The sequence below is a fragment of the Microbulbifer maximicatervae (SeqCode) genome (assembly GCF_052467615.1).
On sequence record NZ_CP174319.1, the window covers coordinates 1,073,581 to 1,090,080 of the forward strand.

Here is a 16,500-nt window from a genome sequence, read left to right on the forward strand (position 1 = left end):
GTCAGTTGAGAGGTAAATCATAAATCTAAAGGCGCATATTCTATCAGCAAGTTATTGTAATGGCGCAAAAACGATCATTCTTCAGTATATAAAAGTAGGAGAAATAAACTCAGCCTATTGATGTTTCGCACCAAAATTGGGCGTGGCAATTTAGACCCCTCCGTTGCCCCTGAAACCAATAAGTGTTTGATTTTAAAAGCAACTTGTATTGATAATAGAAAAATATCAGCATTTTGGAACTAACGAATTTTTTCCTGTGTGCCTGCTCTTTTTGGGGGAGGATCAGGTGCAGCGGCGGTTGAAATTACCGGTCTAGGGAATAAGATTCCGATGTGCAGAAATTTGGGACGGCTGGGCTAAGTGAGATTTTCCCGGGCAAGTTTATTGGTTGTACAACATAAATTTGTTTAATTGTGAGCGAAGATTTTACATACGCACAAAATATCAATTGGGGTGTTTCAGCTGTCCTGAATAAATAGATACGTAAATTCATAGTGTTACGGGCACGGATGAAACCGTCCAGGATGGCTGGTTTTATTGCCTGGTGCCAGGGGGAATAAACAGTGCAAGAAACACTTTTGCAACAGGGGCTAGATATCACCCTGTTTGGTATGGGAATTGTTTTTACTTTTCTGCTATTACTGGTGATCGGTACCGGTATTATGTCGAGAGTCATCTCCCGCTATTTCCCCGAAGCGGAGCCCGTATCCCACGCGCCTTCCCCAACCGCTGGGAATGATAAGGCCCATTTACATGCGGTGATTAAAGCTGCGATCGAACAGCATCGCAAAAGACGCTAACCGCCAATCGCTTCCAAACAATTTCCAATAATTTCTGCCGAGAGAGATAACCCATGACTGAGGTTAAAAAGCCATTGGGGATTACCGATGTAGTCCTGCGCGATGCCCACCAGTCACTGTTCGCTACCCGACTGCGACTGGACGATATGCTGCCGATTGCTGAGAAGCTCGATAAAGTTGGCTTCTGGTCTCTGGAGTCCTGGGGGGGGGCCACTTTCGACTCCTGCATTCGCTATCTCGGCGAAGATCCCTGGGAGCGTATTCGTGAATTGAAGAAAGCTATGCCGAATACGCCTCAACAGATGCTGTTCAGGGGACAGAATATTCTCGGCTACCGCCACTATGCGGATGACGTGGTTGAGAAGTTTGTAGAGCGCGCTGCAGTCAATGGGGTAGACGTGTTCCGCGTGTTCGACGCGATGAACGATATGCGCAACCTGAAAACCGCACTGGCTGCGGTGAAGAAACAAGAGAAGCACGCTCAGGGCACCATCTCCTATACCGTGAGCCCAGTACACACCATGGACTTGTGGGTGGATCTGGGGCGCCAGATTGAGGATATGGGAGCGGATTCCATCGCGATCAAGGACATGGCCGGTCTGCTGCGCCCCTATGAGGGCTACGAGCTGGTGAAACGTTTGAAGGCCGCCGTGGACATCCCCATCCATATGCAGTGCCACGCTACTACTGGTTTATCTACGGCTACCGCTCTCAAGTGTATTGAGGCGGGTATCGACAACGTGGACACAGCGATCAGCTCTATGTCCATGACCTATGGTCACAGCCCAACCGAAGCGTTGGTGGCGATTTTGGAAGGCACTGAGCGGGATACCGGGCTGGATATTAACCTGCTGGAAGAAATTGCGGCCTACTTCCGTAACGTCCGCAAGAAGTACGCGAAGTTTGAGGGTTCCTTGAAAGGAGTGGACTCCCGCATCCTGGTGGCCCAGGTGCCGGGTGGCATGCTCACCAATATGGAGAGCCAGCTGCGCGAACAGGGCGCCGGGGATCGCTTGGATGATGTGCTAGAGGAAATCCCGCGGGTGCGTGAAGACCTGGGCTTTATCCCGCTGGTTACCCCCACCTCCCAGATTGTGGGTACCCAGGCGGTGCTCAATGTCCTGACTGGAGAGCGTTACAAGTCGATCTCTAAAGAGACTGCCGGAGTCTTGAAAGGTGAGTACGGTGCGACGCCTGCTGAAGTTAACCAGGAGCTGCAAGTCCGGGTGCTTGATGGCGCTAATCCGGTTACTTGCCGTCCGGCGGACCTATTGGCACCGGAGTTGGACAAATTGACTCTGGAGCTTCAAGAGAAAACCGGTGAACAGGATGTAGTCTTGACCGATGGTGAGGGGGAGATCGACGATGTGCTTACCTATGCACTCTTCCCACAGATTGGCCTGAAGTTCCTGAAAAACCGTGGTAATCCAGAAGCTTTCGAGCCAGTACCTACCGGTAATGAAGGTGCTGCAGTTAAGAACGACAAAGGTGAAGAAGTTTACACCGTGACTGTAGAGGGACAGAGCTACACCGTCACTGTGGCCGATGGTGGCGACTTAACCAATATTGCTCCGGTGTCCGGTGGTGCTCCAGCATCTGCAGCTAGTGCACCTTCCGTGCCTGCTACCGGAGGTGAGCCGGTTAATGCGCCTCTCGCTGGAAATATCTTCAAAGTAATGGTGAAACCTGGGGATCAGGTGAGCGAAGGCCAGGCGGTGTTAGTACTGGAAGCGATGAAGATGGAAACTGTGGTGAGTGCCCCTCGTGCCGGTAACGTCGCCAGTGTGGCAGTAAAAGAAGGCGATTCAGTGGCGGTGGGTGATGCCCTGCTGTCTATTGCATAGCCAAAGGTAGGAGTCACACGTGGATAATCTGATTACTCTTTGGCATTCCTCCGGTGTCGCGCAGATGGCATCGGGCCAGTTCATTATGATTTTGGTGGGCCTGGGCCTGCTGTTTTTGGCCATTCGCAAAAACTTTGAGCCCCTGCTTTTGGTGCCTATCGGTTTCGGCGGAATCCTGGCCAATATTCCCGGTGCCGATTTGGCACTCTCAGCCGCAGAGACAGCCCTTACCCAGGGAGATGGGGCTGTTTTGGCGCAAATGGCCCAGATCCTGGGCCTCGATAGTACTTCAGCTTTACCCGCGCTAAAGGAAGCTCTGGCCAGTGCGCCGGCAGCCGTGCAGGTACAAGCAGCTGAGTTTGCCCGGGATGCCGGTTTCAACAACGGTATGCTGTATAACTTCTATTCCGTAGCTATTGCTTCCGGCATTGCGCCGTTGGTAATTTTTATGGGTGTAGGGGCTATGACCGACTTTGGTCCGCTACTAGCCAATCCGCGCACCTTGTTCCTCGGTGCAGCGGCCCAGTTTGGGATCTTTGCCACGGTGCTCGGTGCTGTGGGTCTCTCGGTAGCGGGAATCATGGACTTCTCAATCGCCGATGCCGCTGCGATCGGTATTATCGGTGGAGCAGATGGCCCCACAGCTATCTATGTTTCCAGCCTATTGGCCCCGGACCTGTTGGGGGCTATTGCTGTAGCGGCTTATTCGTATATGGCGCTAGTGCCTATGATTCAGCCGCCGATTATGCGAGCCCTGACCACTGAGCAGGAACGCAAAATTGAAATGGTGCAATTGCGCCATGTGAGCAAGCGGGAAAAAATTGCCTTCCCGATGTTGCTGCTGATTTTGGTGGCCCTGTTCCTGCCGGCTGCTGCACCGTTGTTGGGTATGTTCTGCTTTGGTAACTTGATGCGTGAGTGCGGAGTCGTTTCCCGGTTGTCGGACACTGCTCAGAACGCGCTGATCAATATCACCACTATTTTCCTGGGACTTTCCGTTGGTTCGAAATTGGCGGCAGACAAATTTCTCGACCCTAAAACTCTGGGTATTTTGGCCTTAGGTATTGTGGCGTTCGCGATCGGCACTGCGGCTGGCGTGTTGATGGCTAAGTTGATTAATGTATTCAGCAAGCACAAGATTAACCCATTGATTGGTTCTGCTGGTGTTTCTGCCGTACCTATGGCCGCGCGGGTGTCCAACAAAGTGGGACTCGAATCCAATCCTCACAACTTCCTGTTGATGCACGCAATGGGCCCCAACGTAGCCGGTGTTATCGGTTCTGCGGTGGCTGCGGGTGTGATGATCAGTATGGTGCGGAGCCTTACTGGCGGGTAACCAAAATCCATGGCTTTGGAAGAGAGGGCGAACAGTGTTCGCCCTTTTTTGTTGACCTAAAACAAATGCATTTTGTCCGCTTTTGCTGGTTAAAACAGATCCTTCTGATTTAAATAATGTGAAGAGGGAGTCATAGCTGGAGTAGGTATGTTTATCCGGTCAACAGAGCATCTCCATCGATAGAATTCATTTTGAGTTAAGGTTAGTTGCGCTATATTCCTCCCAAAATTTTTACTGGAATAAAAATTCATTAGGAAGTAACCCCAATGCGTAGTTTGCCATTCTTAATTGCCTTTGCTCTTTTCTCCACTAGTGCATTTGCACATGATAATCATCAAACTGCGGAAGAAGTCCGCCAGTTAAAGAAAGAGGTGGTTAAGCTCCGTAAAGAAGTACACTCTGATCACAAACAAGGTGTTGGAGCTGAAAATGTTCGTGACTTAGAAAAAGAAGTGGTTAAGTTACGAAAAAATGTCCATCGGCTTCAGGGCTTGATTTTGGAGTTGCAGGCGAGTATTGAAGCTCAGTCTGAATTGGCACATCCAGTTCCGGTGGAGGAACGCCCTAAGTGGGCTTGTTATATGTCAGATGTAAAAGCTGGGGGTATTCACTCTAAGGGCTTTAGTCGTATTGAAGCGAAGGGGAGATTACTTGAAATTTGCTCTCAACGTGGTGGCCTTTGCTTTGAGAGTGGAATTGAATGCTCCGATGAGTAGTAACTAATAGCCAGTTTAATATGGGGCGGCTACTCTTGGATGAGTTTGCGCCCCTGGCTACCCCTTAAAAAGTAAGGATGATAACTATTAGGTGAGAGTACAGCTTTACACCACTTGTTCATTTTTAAGCTTCTTATCTAAGGTTGCCTAGTTTATAGAAGTGAGTGTCTAGGATCTTATATAAAAAGTCACGCCCTTGCTGATGGAGTTTCTCTGAGGAACCGTAGGTTTTAAAGTATTCAGGAAATAGTTGGGCAATATCTTCACTGGACCACTCTAGGTGAAACTGCAAACCCATTATTTTTTCGCTGAATAAAAAGGCCTGATGAGGGCACAAGTCAGATTCTGCCAAGCAAATTGCCCCCTCCGGAATTTCAAAAAAATAGCTATGTGCCTGGAATACACTCTCTAAATTAAAATTCAGTGCTGTTGTAGACCTTATAGGTAGCCAGCCCATTTCCTCTTGAGGAAGTTGGCGGACCTCTGCTTCCAATGCATGTGCAAGAATCTGTGCCCCAAGGCAGATGCCCAGTATTGGGATCGGGAGTTCAATGCAGCTTTTTACCCATGCAATCTCATTGGCAAGCCAGGGGAGCCTTTTGCGCTCACAAACGTTCATCATCCCACCAAGGATAATAACTCCGCTAAAGCCGCTTTGAGGAAGTGGTGATTTCTGAGGGTTAATGATAGAAAGCGGTATTCGCTTCTCTGTAGCCCAGTCATAAATATACCCCGGGCCCTCAGTCTTCTCATGTTGGATAATCAGTATCGGTTTGGTCACTTACTGGAAATCCTGATTTTCAAAATACAGTTCTTCCTTATAGTAGATGCCAGCTTTAGTTAGGCTTTTTGGCCAGCTATCTTTCGAAAGCGGTTTTAAACTGCCGCTATAAATGTCGCTGAAAAAATTATGGTCGGTGCTGACCAGCAGTATTTGGTCGAAGCTGGGGGTGGATGCAATTTCATGCACAAGCAAAGTGTAATTTTTAAGGAGTATTAATTGGTAGTGCCCATTTTCTGTTCGGGTAAGGGGGCTGTCCATTAGTCGAGAGGTTACTCGGAAAGTAACAGCTTGCAGCGCAAGTTTTCCTCCTCGTTCAAAATGCCCTGTAAACATTTGGGCGTTAAAGGCATTGAGTTTTCCCTCGCGTAGTTCGCGTAAAGAAAATTCCTCTGGAAGCAATGTAACTAACTCGTTTCGCTTGAGGAGGTTTTGCACCTCCTCCTGGTCATCAGTCTCCAATTCCAAAATAACTTGATGACTGTGTTTTCCGCCATGTAGTGGCATGTGTGTGGCAATAATTTGCCCGCCGACGGTAAACAGGGCCATGCCATGAATGCCGACCGAATTGTCACTTTGTGCTAATGAAGATTGTGTGAAGCATAAGCTTGAGCTGATTGTCAGCGCCAAAAATAGAAGAATATTTTTCATCGGTTTTGTGTAGCTATGACCTTGGATGCAGGGGATTCTAAGAGTACTCTAGTGAATAATCGATTCAAAAATAGAGACATTTGATTCCACTATGGAAATAGAAGCACTTGAGAAGTTCCTAGTGATTGCTGCGACGGAGAACCTGCAGCGCTCCGCAGACAGGCTGGATACGAGCCCGGGTGGATTGAGTAAAATCCTAAAACGGCTGGAGGGAGAGCTGGGTACTCGCCTGTTTGATCGAGTTGGCAAGCAACTGAAAATCAATGAAGCAGGCCGCAGACTGCAAAGTCGGGCGGTTGAGATGGTGGCGATTTCCAGAAGAATTCGCTCTGAAGTTGGCGAGCTAAAGGTAAATCAGGAGTGCCGAATTGCTGCTCCGATTATGCTGCAACTAGCCTGGGGTACATTTATCCACCGCAAATTTACTACTGAGGAAGCAGGGGGGCGGTTGTCATTCACATCGGCCTATGAAGCCTTGGCATTGAAGATGTTATCCAGGGGGGAGGTAGACCTGGCCCTGATAACCGGAGCGGTTTTGGGGCAGTTGTCATCCACAATGGATGCTCGGCCACTTGGCTCAGTATCAATGTGTATTGCTGCAGGGCCTGATCACTCTTTGATCGTGGAGCAGGGGGCTGAGGTGAAGGCTTCACTGTCAGATATCTTGCAGTATCCATTTGCCGCACCGAGGATATCACCCTTCTGTGGTGAAGAGCGGGGGATAGGTAGCGATGGCTGGCCAGAAATTAATTATCCTCGCAAGGTGCAGGTCGTTGTAAATGATTATGGGGTTCTTTGCCAGCTAGTAAAAAATAATAGGCTGCTCGCTTTTCTGCCTGAGCCTCTGATAACTGAAATGGGTGGGGTAATCGTTAGGGTGGAGGATGGAGATATAAAATCTAGTGAAGAGCTCTTTGTAGTAGGAAGGAAAATGAATGCCTCCTGGCTAAGTAAATTTGCCGAGTGGGCTTAGTGTTTGGATTGGAGCCAGTTAAGCCAGCTTCCATAGAGGGTATTGCAGCAACTAAACTGCCGAAATATTCGGTTGGCAACTGCCATATTTCCACCTGGATGGCTTGCCCATCTCCGGATTCATCGCGAACCAGAGCGGGGAGCTCCTACTCGGGGAGAGCATAGAGTCGGTATTGGAGACTGGTTGTTGTTTTCTGATATAACTGTTCTCCCCGCTCAGTGAGTTGCCAGTTGAGAGGTTCCTTTTTGAGATGTGCACCACAGACTACAATTTTTACCAGCTTGTCCGGTGTAGCTAATGGCGAGAGCCGCTGCCTTGATTGGATGTCTCTCCCGGGCGTTCTCCTGTAGCAGCCAATGGGAGATTGCAGGCCTGGTGTAAACTATTAGAAAAACTTAGCAGGGACATATCGCAATGTTTCTGGCTAAACAAAGTGACTCCCCAGCTAATTCCGGAACTAAGAAAGCCAACGGGTACTGCGGTCGCAGAATAGTCCAATAAGTTCATAAAATTTGTGTAGGTTCCGAGAATAGAATTTCTTTGAATGGGTTGCTCGGATATTTGCTGGCGGGTGTAAACAGTCGGTATAGTGGGAATAATGATAAAATCGACATTCTCCAGTGTTTTATCACAGATTCTCTTTAGTGCTTGTAAGCGGTATTGTCCCAAGAAAGCATCAGCTGCAGTTTTTGTTTCCGCGGAGTTAATAACCTTCCGGATTACCTCAAGCATGGATTTCGGTTTTACACCTTGAGTTGCAATCCAGCGCTCGGCTACCCAGGGACCTTCGTATAGTAGCTTTGCCGCTTCTATAAAAGGATTAAAGTCTACAGTTACAGCCTGTCCGCCCAGCACTTTTAATTTTTTGATAGATTGATTAAAGAGTGCCTGGGTTTCTTTGTTCCCTTGAAAATCAAGTTGCTCAGGTATACCAAAAGAAAAACTGATCTTATTGTTAGGGAAGCTTTCCTGGAAGTACCGCAGCCTATTTGAAGATGGGGTGGTACGGCTATAGATATCGGCTGAATCAAACTTCGCCGTAATATCAAGTAGCCTGGCGGCATCTTGACAATTTAGGGTGAATATTGACACGCAGTCGAGACTTTTACAGGCGGGGACAACCCCTGTAGTGCTCAGCAGTCCCCGAGTGGGTTTGTGGCCTATTAAATTATTGAGTGCCGCAGGTACCCGACCAGAGCCAGCAGTATCTGTTCCCAAAGCGAAACTGACTTGCCCAAGTGCTGTGGCAATAGCTGACCCCGCACTGCTCCCGCCAGAAATATACTCCTGGTTAAAAGAGTTTTTACCTTCTCCGTAAGGGGAGCGAACACCTACTAGGCCGGTGGCGAATTGATCGAGATTGGTTTTGCCGAGCGGCACAGCTCCTGCTTCAATCAATAGCTTTACAACAAATGCGCTTTCGTGAGGGATATAGCTAAAGTCTGGGCAGGCTGCTGTTGTAGGTACTCCAGCAAGATCAATATTATCCTTGATAGCAAAGGGCACTCCGTATAATGGCAGATCGCTGGGCCTTATTCGGTCCAATGCTTCTAGATAGGGCTCTAGCTCTTCTCGCGTTAATAGAGTTATCCAGGCGTTATAATTGGCTTGCTGCAGTGCTTGCTTTAATAGACTGGCAATGAGTTCACGCGGTGTTGTAATACCTTGGGAGTAGGTGTTTCTTAGATGGTCTAGCGTTAAATCGTGGGCCATAAAAGGGTTCCGAGAATAACTTCAACTAGATACCGAACTGTTATTTATTTCGATGTTTGTATTACTAAGATTATATTTTTTCAAGAATTTTCATCTCACTGTAAACCGCATAATTTTAGATTTAGCAAATACATAATTAGTTTGATGCCCTCTCTGGTGGGCAGGGTGTCCCTGCTGCAATCCAGCCTTTCATTGCTTCAATGAACTTGTCGTGGGGGATATTTACCGGCTGGCGGCTGTCTCCGGGGTGCCATCCCCACAATACCAGTGGGCTGGTACTGACAAACTCCAGTTGACTGGTTGGTGCTCGCCCGCCGTTGTCCTGGGGAGTAGTTAGCAGCTTGCAGATTTGAGCCGAGGATTTTTGTGACCAGTTCAACTCAATGGGTGCCATAACCCACCCTGGAGCTCCAGGCGCACCGGTAACAGGGTTGTTTTTATTTGAATGGCAGTTATTGCAACGCATGGTACCTGCCCCCATATTATCTGGACCGCGCTCCACTCTAGGAACATGGGGAGACCCTTCATTTATAAGTGGCATCTCCAACTGGTGGCAATTGAGGCAGCGGGGATGCAGAAGGACCTCTACGATAGTTTCCCAGTCCTGGTGCCCTGGAGTGCTGCTGGCCTCCTCTTGCTGGGATGCACCTCGATGTTGATCGCAACCGGTTAACGTGAGGAGTGCTATGGCACACAAAGCCAATAGGGGGCGAAAGAGAGCTGTGTCTGGCCGCATTTTCATTCGGCTTGCCTTTAAGTTCGATTTTCACTCTCAAACATAATTGGGCCTGAGGACTAGTGATAGTTTCGAGATTGATTGCCGCGTCAAAAGATAGACCTGGCGGGTTCATTTCTATTGGGTTGTGACCAGCGATTCATATTTGGGGATTAAGGCGCCATAGTACGTGGTATGATAGGCGCGTTTTACTTGTTTGATTCTTATATAGCGGGCGCGACTTTTAGCGTCTAGGAGAGTGTATGTCCTGGTTAGGGGCGGGGTTAGGTGCAGGCTTTGGTTTTATGTTTGGCGGCCCAATTGGTGCGGCATTGGGAGCCTGGATCGGCAGTTCATTTGGTTCCAGTTTGCAGCAGCGCCTCGGGAAGGCTGCTTCGGCTCTGAGCAGGGATGGAGCCCAGACAATCTTCATCGTGACTCTATTTTCGATGCTGGCAAAAATGGCTAAGGCAGATGGCCTGGTTTCTAAAGCTGAAGTGGAGTTTATAGAGGGCTTTATTAGAAACAACCTCCGTCTGGGCACTGAGGAGCGCAAGCATGCAATCCGTATTTTTGAAAATGCCAAGACTGATAAGTACAGCATTTACGATTACGCAAAACAGTATCGCCAGCTGGTTCGCGATCAAGCAATGCGGGAAATGGTGTATCGCCTATTATTTGCTGTTGCTTATGCCGATGGTGAATTACATAGCGCAGAAGAAGAAATTTTAAAACGCATCACTGTTGATCTTGGCTTGCATGAATCTTTATTTGCGGCAATGCAAAATGAGTTTTTTCACGGGGGTAGGAGTACGGCTGCAAATCTGGAGCAGCATTACGCAGTGTTGGGTTGTACCCCGGAGACCAGCGATAAAGAGCTTAAATTAGCTTATCGCCGAAAAGCAGCAGAGTATCATCCAGATAAAATTGCTTCTAAGGGGTTGCCTGAAGAGTTTATGCGTCATGCTGATGATCAGATGAAAAGTATTACTGTTGCCTATGAAGCGATTGTTGAGGCGAGAAAGCAACAGGCTAAGGTTGTCAGCTAGGTTCTGGAAAGTAGCCTTGCTGTATCGCAAATAAAGGAGTTGATAGATGAGTCTTGCTGAGACAATTAAAGATAAACTGACTGCGGAATTTTCGCCTCAGCATATTGAAGTGCAATGCGAAAGCCATATGCACAATGTGCCTGTTGGCTCTGAAATGCACTTTCGGGTCGTTTTGGTGAGTGAGGCGTTTAATTCGGCAAGGAAAGTGCAGCGCCATCAAAAAGTCTATGCGGCTTTGTCTGAAGAAATGGCTGGCCCAATACATGCTCTGGCTCTGCACACTTACAGCCCGGAAGAGTGGGAGGGACAGGCCCCTCAGAGTCCTGAATGCCAGGGTGGTGGAAAAAAGTCGTAATTCAGCGCTTTATTTAAAACAACTCAAACAGGTTCCAGTTCTGGGGCCTGTCGCGTTTTTCATGTAAGCAGCCATTCAAAAAATTTCAGTTTCTTTTTGCGTCACGAAAGCCCTCATAAGCTTTTGCTGGTTGTAAGAATCAGTGGTGAAATGGCGTCTATTTTTTGTTTAATAATTTAGATCTCTTCATATCTCTCTTGCTCTGGTGGCCGCTAGAATTTCAAGAGGCGCCTATCCATTTTAAAAATCATACTTTGTTCGGGAAAATTAAACGCCAAAAAGCGGTTTAAGTGCCAGAAAACAATAAATACTTTTTTACACGCCAACATTTGTTTGTTTTTTCTACACCTGTTACTTCGTGCGACTAGACTGACCATTGATTGGGCTGATTGCTGTTTGATCTGCTGAATATCAATGGAGTTACCACAAATGAAGATGACGCGTATTCTGATCCCCGTTATGACGCCCCTCGCCTTAGCAATCTCTAGTGTCGCTTCGGCAGGACCGGCTGGCTATGCCCCCCCCCCACCAAAGACCCAGGAGTTTAAGGTTCGAATTGGTGGGGCCTATATCTCGCCTAATTCGGACAATGCCACTTTTGCTGACAGATGGCTCGAAGGGCCAGATGACTTTATTGACGACTGGGGTGCATTCCGCTCTAACATTGATCCCAGTGATGAGTGGGGCTGGTTTATCAATGTAGAGTGGCGGGCTACCGACCATATGAGTGTATCCCTGAGTTACACCGAGGGTGACCGCCACACAGGAGGAGATAACAGACCCTGGTTACGTCGTTTTAACCCGGACTTTGATGAGTTCCACCGCCGTCGCGATTTCGCTAGATGGAAGCCTCAAATCACGGCTGCTTATCTGAACTATTATCCTTTAGATCCCAGCTGCATGGTTCAGCCTTATATGGGAGTAGGTATTAACTATACCGACTTTACCGATGAGCGCCTGAGACATTGGGGTTGGTGGGATTTCGATGATGATGTTGAAGTTTTCCGGCCCTGGGATGGTCGTGTAAACCTGGGTGATAACTGGGGTTACACTTGGCAAATTGGTGTCGACTTTAATTTCGGTCATGATAGTAGCTGGCTGATTAACCTTGCCGCTATTTACTATGATGTAGATACCGATATTGAGGTGGATGCCTTCTGGTTCGATACCAATGATGACAATGAGTTCTATCGCCACAGATTTGGTGGTGATTATCTCTTTGACCCCTGGTCATTCAATATTGGTGTAGGCTACAAGTTTGATTTCCACTGGTAATCAGTCATGCAGCCAAAAAAGGGCGCTTCGGCGTCCTTTTTTTATTTAACGCACATTTGATATTAAGGGGAAGGCGCTTAACCTTTCTTGGGTGCTGCAGTTATCAATCCTTGATTACAAGTGACGCTTATATTGATCACATTTATATTCTTTAAATTTCTCTCTCAGCTTTCTTATCTTGTCTTTCCATTTTTCCATCTGCTCTCCTGATCCGCCATCTTTTCTCTCTTCGCGGAAGTGCTCAATTTTTTGTTGCCACTTTTTACATTTCTTAAAGGATGCATCCTCCTGTGCATGTGCTGGGTTGGCAGAGAGAAGTACAGCAATTAGTGCGACAGTGAGGCCTGTTATTTTCATTGTTTTTCTCGTTTGTTGGTAAGCAGATGATCCCATCTTCCAAATATAAAGTAATTAACTTGAAGTCTGGAGGTGTTATCTGTGTGGTAAGTGTTCTCTTAATGGTGCTTGATTGTTCTTGGTGCGATTACTTGTGTTGCTTACATTTTGGGTTTTGTGGATGAGAGCCTGGTTTTGGTCACTTTCGAAGTGTGTTTCTTCTTTTTATTTTTTGGGGGTTTTTTTAAAAAATAATGCTCGATTGGTTCTCATTCTTTTATGGAGGTTTAATGTTGTTGTTGACTCTGTTTTTTGTGAATTGATAATCCTGCGCAAGAGGCTCCTTGATTGTTGAGTAATTTGGAGCTCGTTTATTTAACCAATAAATAAAACTAAAGATGAATTTATTTTTTAAGAAGTATTTAAAATTATTGTTGTCTGTAAATACGCGTATCCTGGCTGTTTTTGCGGTGCTCCTGCTTTGGGGGTGTGGCGGTGGAGGGAGCAGTGGCAGCTCTGGAGGTGACGATAGCTCTGGTTCCAGTGGGGGGCAGGTGTCTACAGATTTGGAGTCTCCCTCTAACTTAATTGCCGTCACGACTTCGGCTTCCACTATCCGTATCTCCTGGGAGCCAAATGAGAGTGGTGATGTTTCCTATTTAATATATCGCGATGGTGAAGAGATAGCGGAGACGCAGGCTGAGCGGTTCGAAGATAGTGGTTTGTCCAGCGGTACAAAATATAGCTACAGCGCTGCCGTGAAAGTCAGTGACGGTAGCTACAGTGAGCCGTCAAATGAGGATATTGCAAGGACACTGGATAGCGATCGAGACGATGACTGGTATAACGGCACCTCCGTCGATACAACCTTTGCAGAAGTAAATACAACAATTGCACGTCTCGATGAATGTACGGCGGGTGAGCGAGTTAGCAATGTATGGGATATAGCTACAGAAAACCTGAATGAGTGTCTTAGGGCTGCTGCAGAGGTTATCAGCCTGGGAGATCGAGTAGGTGCATTAAGAGCTTATGTGGCGCGGCTGCGCAGAGAGGAAGATCCCGCACTTATTGAGTTGGGAATGCGCTTATTTCACAGTAAATCCCTGAGCTTGAATAACGATTCTTCGTGCTCATCTTGTCACCACCCCACACTGGGTTGTGGCAGTGATGGTTTGTCGTTACCGATTGGTGTAAATACGGTAAATCCTGACTTATTGGGGCCCGGTAGAAGCGATGGCAATCTGATGCCGCTTTTACCGCGTAACTCGCCCCCCACCTGTAATTCTGCTATTTGGTCGGATAGCCTTTTTTGGGATAGGAGAGTCAGTTTCAGAACAGGTATTAACAACATTGAGGACAAAGCTACTTATTTAGCCAATCAGGTCAGAACTGATGATGGAGATGTCTCTGATGACGTAAATAGTTTTTCTGAAGAGATAGCCAGTAATTCCCTGACATTGTTGATGGCCCAGGCCCACTTTCCTGTAGTTACAGCAGGGGAAATGGGTGAGCGGGGAAGCTTTGCCAGTGATAGCGATTATCGCGAGAGTATTGCGTCTGGTTTGAGTGATGAGTGGGATTCACTTTTCGAAGACGCTTTTGGGGATAGCGAAAAAACTTTCCTGCGGGTGTCTGAAGCCTTGGCTGCCTACCAGGCTTCCCAGCTATTTATTGATAACCCTTTCTTTGACTTCCTTGATGGCAATGATGATGCCATGACTGAGATGCAGAAACGTGGTGGAATCCTGTTTTACACCAACACTGCCTGTGCACAATGCCATGATGGGCCATTTTTTACTTTGGAAACGTCCAGGGGATTTCGCTATCCACAAATTGGAGTCGGTACCAATGAAGATGGTAGCGATTTGGAAAGATATAGGGTGCCGTCGCTTCTCAATGTTTCCATTTCCGGTCCATGGGGGCACGCGGGACAGTTTGGCAGTTTAGAGCGAAATATCTCTCATTACTTCAATACTTTGGATTCCATCCAAAGTTATTTTGGTGTTGATGATACTGGCACACCCTTGACCGATACTGTTGCAGATTTGTGTGAGCTGGAGCAGTTCGAGTATTTGGGCAGCGGTTGTGTTGATATTGTCGCACCTAATGGTTATCAGCTTACCATGGACTTGGTTGGTGATAGCCCAGCAAATCGTGGCGAGTCCGATGACGAAATCGAAATTTTAGCTGAGTTTCTTCGGGCTTTGACTGATCCCAGTGCGTTACCGGGGACTCCAGAAATCGATGTATTGATTCCGCCGAGAGATGGAGGTCCGGATGGCCGTCAGCTGGATGCGGTAGATCAGGAGGGGAACTCTTTATAGTAAGAAAAAAGTGCCCGGCAAAATCGGGCACTTTTTTTGAAGGGGAAATCTGGGGGGCTGCCACCCTAATGCTTACTGATTTGAGGGGAAACTGAACTGAATACCTTCCCTCACCCCACTGGCAGGCCAGCGCTGGGTGATGGTTTTGCGTTTGGTGTAGAAACGCACTGAATCGGGGCCGTAGGCGTGAAGGTCACCAAACAGTGAACGCTTCCAACCACCGAAACTGTGGTGTGCTACCGGTACCGGCAGAGGTACGTTGATACCGACCATTCCAACTTTAATATTGTCGCTGAAATAGCGTGCGGCCTCACCGTCGCGAGTAAATAGACAGGTGCCGTTACCGTATTCATGAGCATCGATAATATCCATTGCCTCTTGCATGGACTCGACACGCATCACACAGAGTACCGGGCCAAATATCTCCCCGCTGTGAATCGACATTTCCGGAGTGACTCGATCAAACAGGCAGGCACCTAGATAATTACCATTTTCAAAACCGGAAACGGTTTGGTTGCGCCCATCTACAGCCAACTCGGCACCTTCTTCGATACCAGCGGCAATATAACTCTCCACTTTTTGTAAGTGTTGCCGGGTTACCAGTGGCCCCATATCGCTTTGGCTGTCCATACCATCGCCGATTTTCAGATCAGCAATTTGTACTTTGAGCTTCTCAACAAGGGCATCGGCGGTTTCATTACCTACCGCTACAGCGACAGAGATGGCCATACAGCGTTCACCACAGGAACCATAGGCTGCGCCCATCAGAGCAGCGGCAGCGTTGTCCAGGTCGGCATCGGGCATGATGATCGCATGGTTCTTGGCACCACCAAACGCTTGCACTCTTTTTCCATGGGCGGTGCCTGTGCTGTAGACATACTCTGCGATCGGTGTCGATCCCACAAAGCTCACCGCTTGGACGCGCTTATCGGTCAAGAGCGTATCGACGGCCTCTTTACCGCCGTTGACCACATTTAATACCCCTGTGGGGATGCCGGCCTCTATACCCAGCTCCGCGATAAACAGTGCAGAGGAGGGGGTGCGTTCGGAGGGTTTTAGCACAAAGGTATTGCCGCAGGCAATTGCCATGGGCCACATCCACAGGGGAACCATAGCGGGGAAATTAAAGGGGGTTATGCCGGCACAAACACCCAGCGGTTGGAATTCGCTCCAGGAGTCTATTGCCGGTCCGACATTTTTACTGTGCTCGCCCTTTAGCATTTCCGGAGTAGAGCAAACATACTCGATATTCTCGATGCCCCGCTGTAATTCCCCCATCGCATCGTCGAGGACTTTGCCGTGTTCCAGGGTAATCAGCTCACAAATCTTTGCGGCGTTCTCCTGCAGCAGGTCTCGCAGGCGGTACATAATTCGTACTCGCTTGGCCGTCGGAAGGTTTCGCCAAGCAGGGAAGGCCGCTTCAGCTGCGCTAATGGCCTCTTCAACAGTCGCTTTAGAGGCTAACGAAACCTGGGCGATCACTTCATTGGTGGAGGGGTTGGTGACCTCTTGGAGTTCGGAGTTACCTGCGGCACCGGTGTTATTAACCATGTTGCCATTAATCAGGTGGCCGATTACTTTCATAGTTCTCTCTCAGTCGGGTTTATCAATTATTGTTCTATTGCTTTGCCC

The 16,500-nt window shown here is 48.0% G+C and carries 15 protein-coding genes and 1 pseudogene; 9 read left to right on the forward strand and 7 right to left on the reverse strand.

The window, feature by feature from the left end:
* Positions 1 to 563: 563 nt before the first annotated feature.
* The 4 genes from ACJJIM_RS04915 (at position 564) to ACJJIM_RS04930 (ending at position 4,696) form a co-directional block, all read left to right on the forward strand.
* Positions 564 to 800, forward strand: coding sequence for an OadG family protein (locus ACJJIM_RS04915; protein WP_282933580.1), 237 nt, complete (start codon positions 564 to 566; stop codon positions 798 to 800).
* Positions 801 to 853: 53 nt separating this feature from the next.
* Positions 854 to 2,644: a sodium-extruding oxaloacetate decarboxylase subunit alpha gene (gene oadA / locus ACJJIM_RS04920; RefSeq protein WP_444912571.1), complete on the forward strand. Its 1,791-nt coding sequence runs from the start codon at positions 854 to 856 to the stop codon at positions 2,642 to 2,644.
* A gap of 19 nt (positions 2,645 to 2,663) precedes the next feature.
* Positions 2,664 to 3,980: a sodium ion-translocating decarboxylase subunit beta gene (locus ACJJIM_RS04925; protein WP_282933579.1), complete on the forward strand. Its 1,317-nt coding sequence runs from the start codon at positions 2,664 to 2,666 to the stop codon at positions 3,978 to 3,980.
* Positions 3,981 to 4,246: 266 nt separating this feature from the next.
* Positions 4,247 to 4,696: a hypothetical protein gene (locus ACJJIM_RS04930; protein WP_444912572.1), complete on the forward strand. Its 450-nt coding sequence runs from the start codon at positions 4,247 to 4,249 to the stop codon at positions 4,694 to 4,696.
* A 133-nt stretch (positions 4,697 to 4,829) separates the two neighbouring features.
* Here the strand turns inward: ACJJIM_RS04930 and ACJJIM_RS04935 are convergent, their stop codons facing one another.
* Positions 4,830 to 5,477 (reverse strand): type 1 glutamine amidotransferase, encoded by a 648-nt coding sequence (locus ACJJIM_RS04935; protein WP_444912573.1) that lies wholly within the window; start codon positions 5,475 to 5,477, stop codon positions 4,830 to 4,832.
* Positions 5,478 to 6,128: a hypothetical protein gene (locus tag ACJJIM_RS04940; RefSeq protein ID WP_444912574.1), complete on the reverse strand. Its 651-nt coding sequence runs from the start codon at positions 6,126 to 6,128 to the stop codon at positions 5,478 to 5,480.
* 91 nt (positions 6,129 to 6,219) lie between these two features.
* Here ACJJIM_RS04940 and ACJJIM_RS04945 point away from each other — a divergent pair, with 91 nt between their 5' ends.
* A complete protein-coding gene (locus ACJJIM_RS04945; protein ID WP_444912575.1) occupies positions 6,220 to 7,101 on the forward strand; it encodes a LysR family transcriptional regulator in 882 nt (293 codons plus the stop codon).
* Here ACJJIM_RS04945 and ACJJIM_RS04950 read toward each other — a convergent pair.
* The 3 genes and pseudogenes from ACJJIM_RS04950 to ACJJIM_RS04960 all read right to left on the reverse strand — a co-directional run bounded on the left by ACJJIM_RS04950 (position 7,028) and on the right by ACJJIM_RS04960 (position 9,556).
* A pseudogene (locus ACJJIM_RS04950) lies at positions 7,028 to 7,471 on the reverse strand (allophanate hydrolase-related protein). The gene ACJJIM_RS04945 and the pseudogene ACJJIM_RS04950 overlap by 74 nt on opposite strands.
* Complete coding sequence (gene atzF / locus ACJJIM_RS04955) at positions 7,396 to 8,814, reverse strand: allophanate hydrolase (protein WP_444912576.1); 1,419 nt, start codon at positions 8,812 to 8,814, stop codon at positions 7,396 to 7,398. The pseudogene ACJJIM_RS04950 and the gene atzF overlap by 76 nt, the downstream one beginning before the upstream one ends.
* Positions 8,815 to 8,950: 136 nt before the next feature.
* Entirely contained in the window at positions 8,951 to 9,556 is a 606-nt protein-coding gene (locus ACJJIM_RS04960; protein ID WP_444912577.1) for a hypothetical protein, read from the reverse strand.
* 236 nt (positions 9,557 to 9,792) lie between these two features.
* Here ACJJIM_RS04960 and djlA point away from each other — a divergent pair, with 236 nt between their 5' ends.
* The 3 genes from djlA (at position 9,793) to ACJJIM_RS04975 (ending at position 12,208) form a co-directional block, all read left to right on the forward strand.
* Positions 9,793 to 10,578: a co-chaperone DjlA gene (djlA, locus tag ACJJIM_RS04965; RefSeq protein WP_413665046.1), complete on the forward strand. Its 786-nt coding sequence runs from the start codon at positions 9,793 to 9,795 to the stop codon at positions 10,576 to 10,578.
* 46 nt (positions 10,579 to 10,624) lie between these two features.
* Positions 10,625 to 10,933, forward strand: coding sequence for a BolA family protein (locus ACJJIM_RS04970; RefSeq protein WP_282933570.1), 309 nt, complete (start codon positions 10,625 to 10,627; stop codon positions 10,931 to 10,933).
* Positions 10,934 to 11,362: 429 nt separating this feature from the next.
* Entirely contained in the window at positions 11,363 to 12,208 is an 846-nt protein-coding gene (locus ACJJIM_RS04975) for an OmpW/AlkL family protein (protein WP_413665047.1), read from the forward strand.
* A gap of 114 nt (positions 12,209 to 12,322) precedes the next feature.
* Here ACJJIM_RS04975 and ACJJIM_RS04980 read toward each other — a convergent pair whose 3' ends face one another.
* A complete protein-coding gene (locus ACJJIM_RS04980) occupies positions 12,323 to 12,565 on the reverse strand; it encodes a hypothetical protein (protein ID WP_413665048.1) in 243 nt (80 codons plus the stop codon).
* A gap of 377 nt (positions 12,566 to 12,942) precedes the next feature.
* Here ACJJIM_RS04980 and ACJJIM_RS04985 point away from each other — a divergent pair, with 377 nt between their 5' ends.
* Entirely contained in the window at positions 12,943 to 14,868 is a 1,926-nt protein-coding gene (locus tag ACJJIM_RS04985) for a cytochrome c peroxidase (RefSeq protein WP_444912578.1), read from the forward strand.
* Between the two features lie 72 nt (positions 14,869 to 14,940).
* Here the strand turns inward: ACJJIM_RS04985 and ACJJIM_RS04990 are convergent, their stop codons facing one another.
* The gene (locus ACJJIM_RS04990; protein ID WP_444912579.1) at positions 14,941 to 16,452 is read right to left on the reverse strand and encodes a CoA-acylating methylmalonate-semialdehyde dehydrogenase; all 1,512 of its coding nucleotides are present in this window, start codon (positions 16,450 to 16,452) and stop codon (positions 14,941 to 14,943) included.
* Positions 16,453 to 16,500 lie beyond the last annotated feature (48 nt).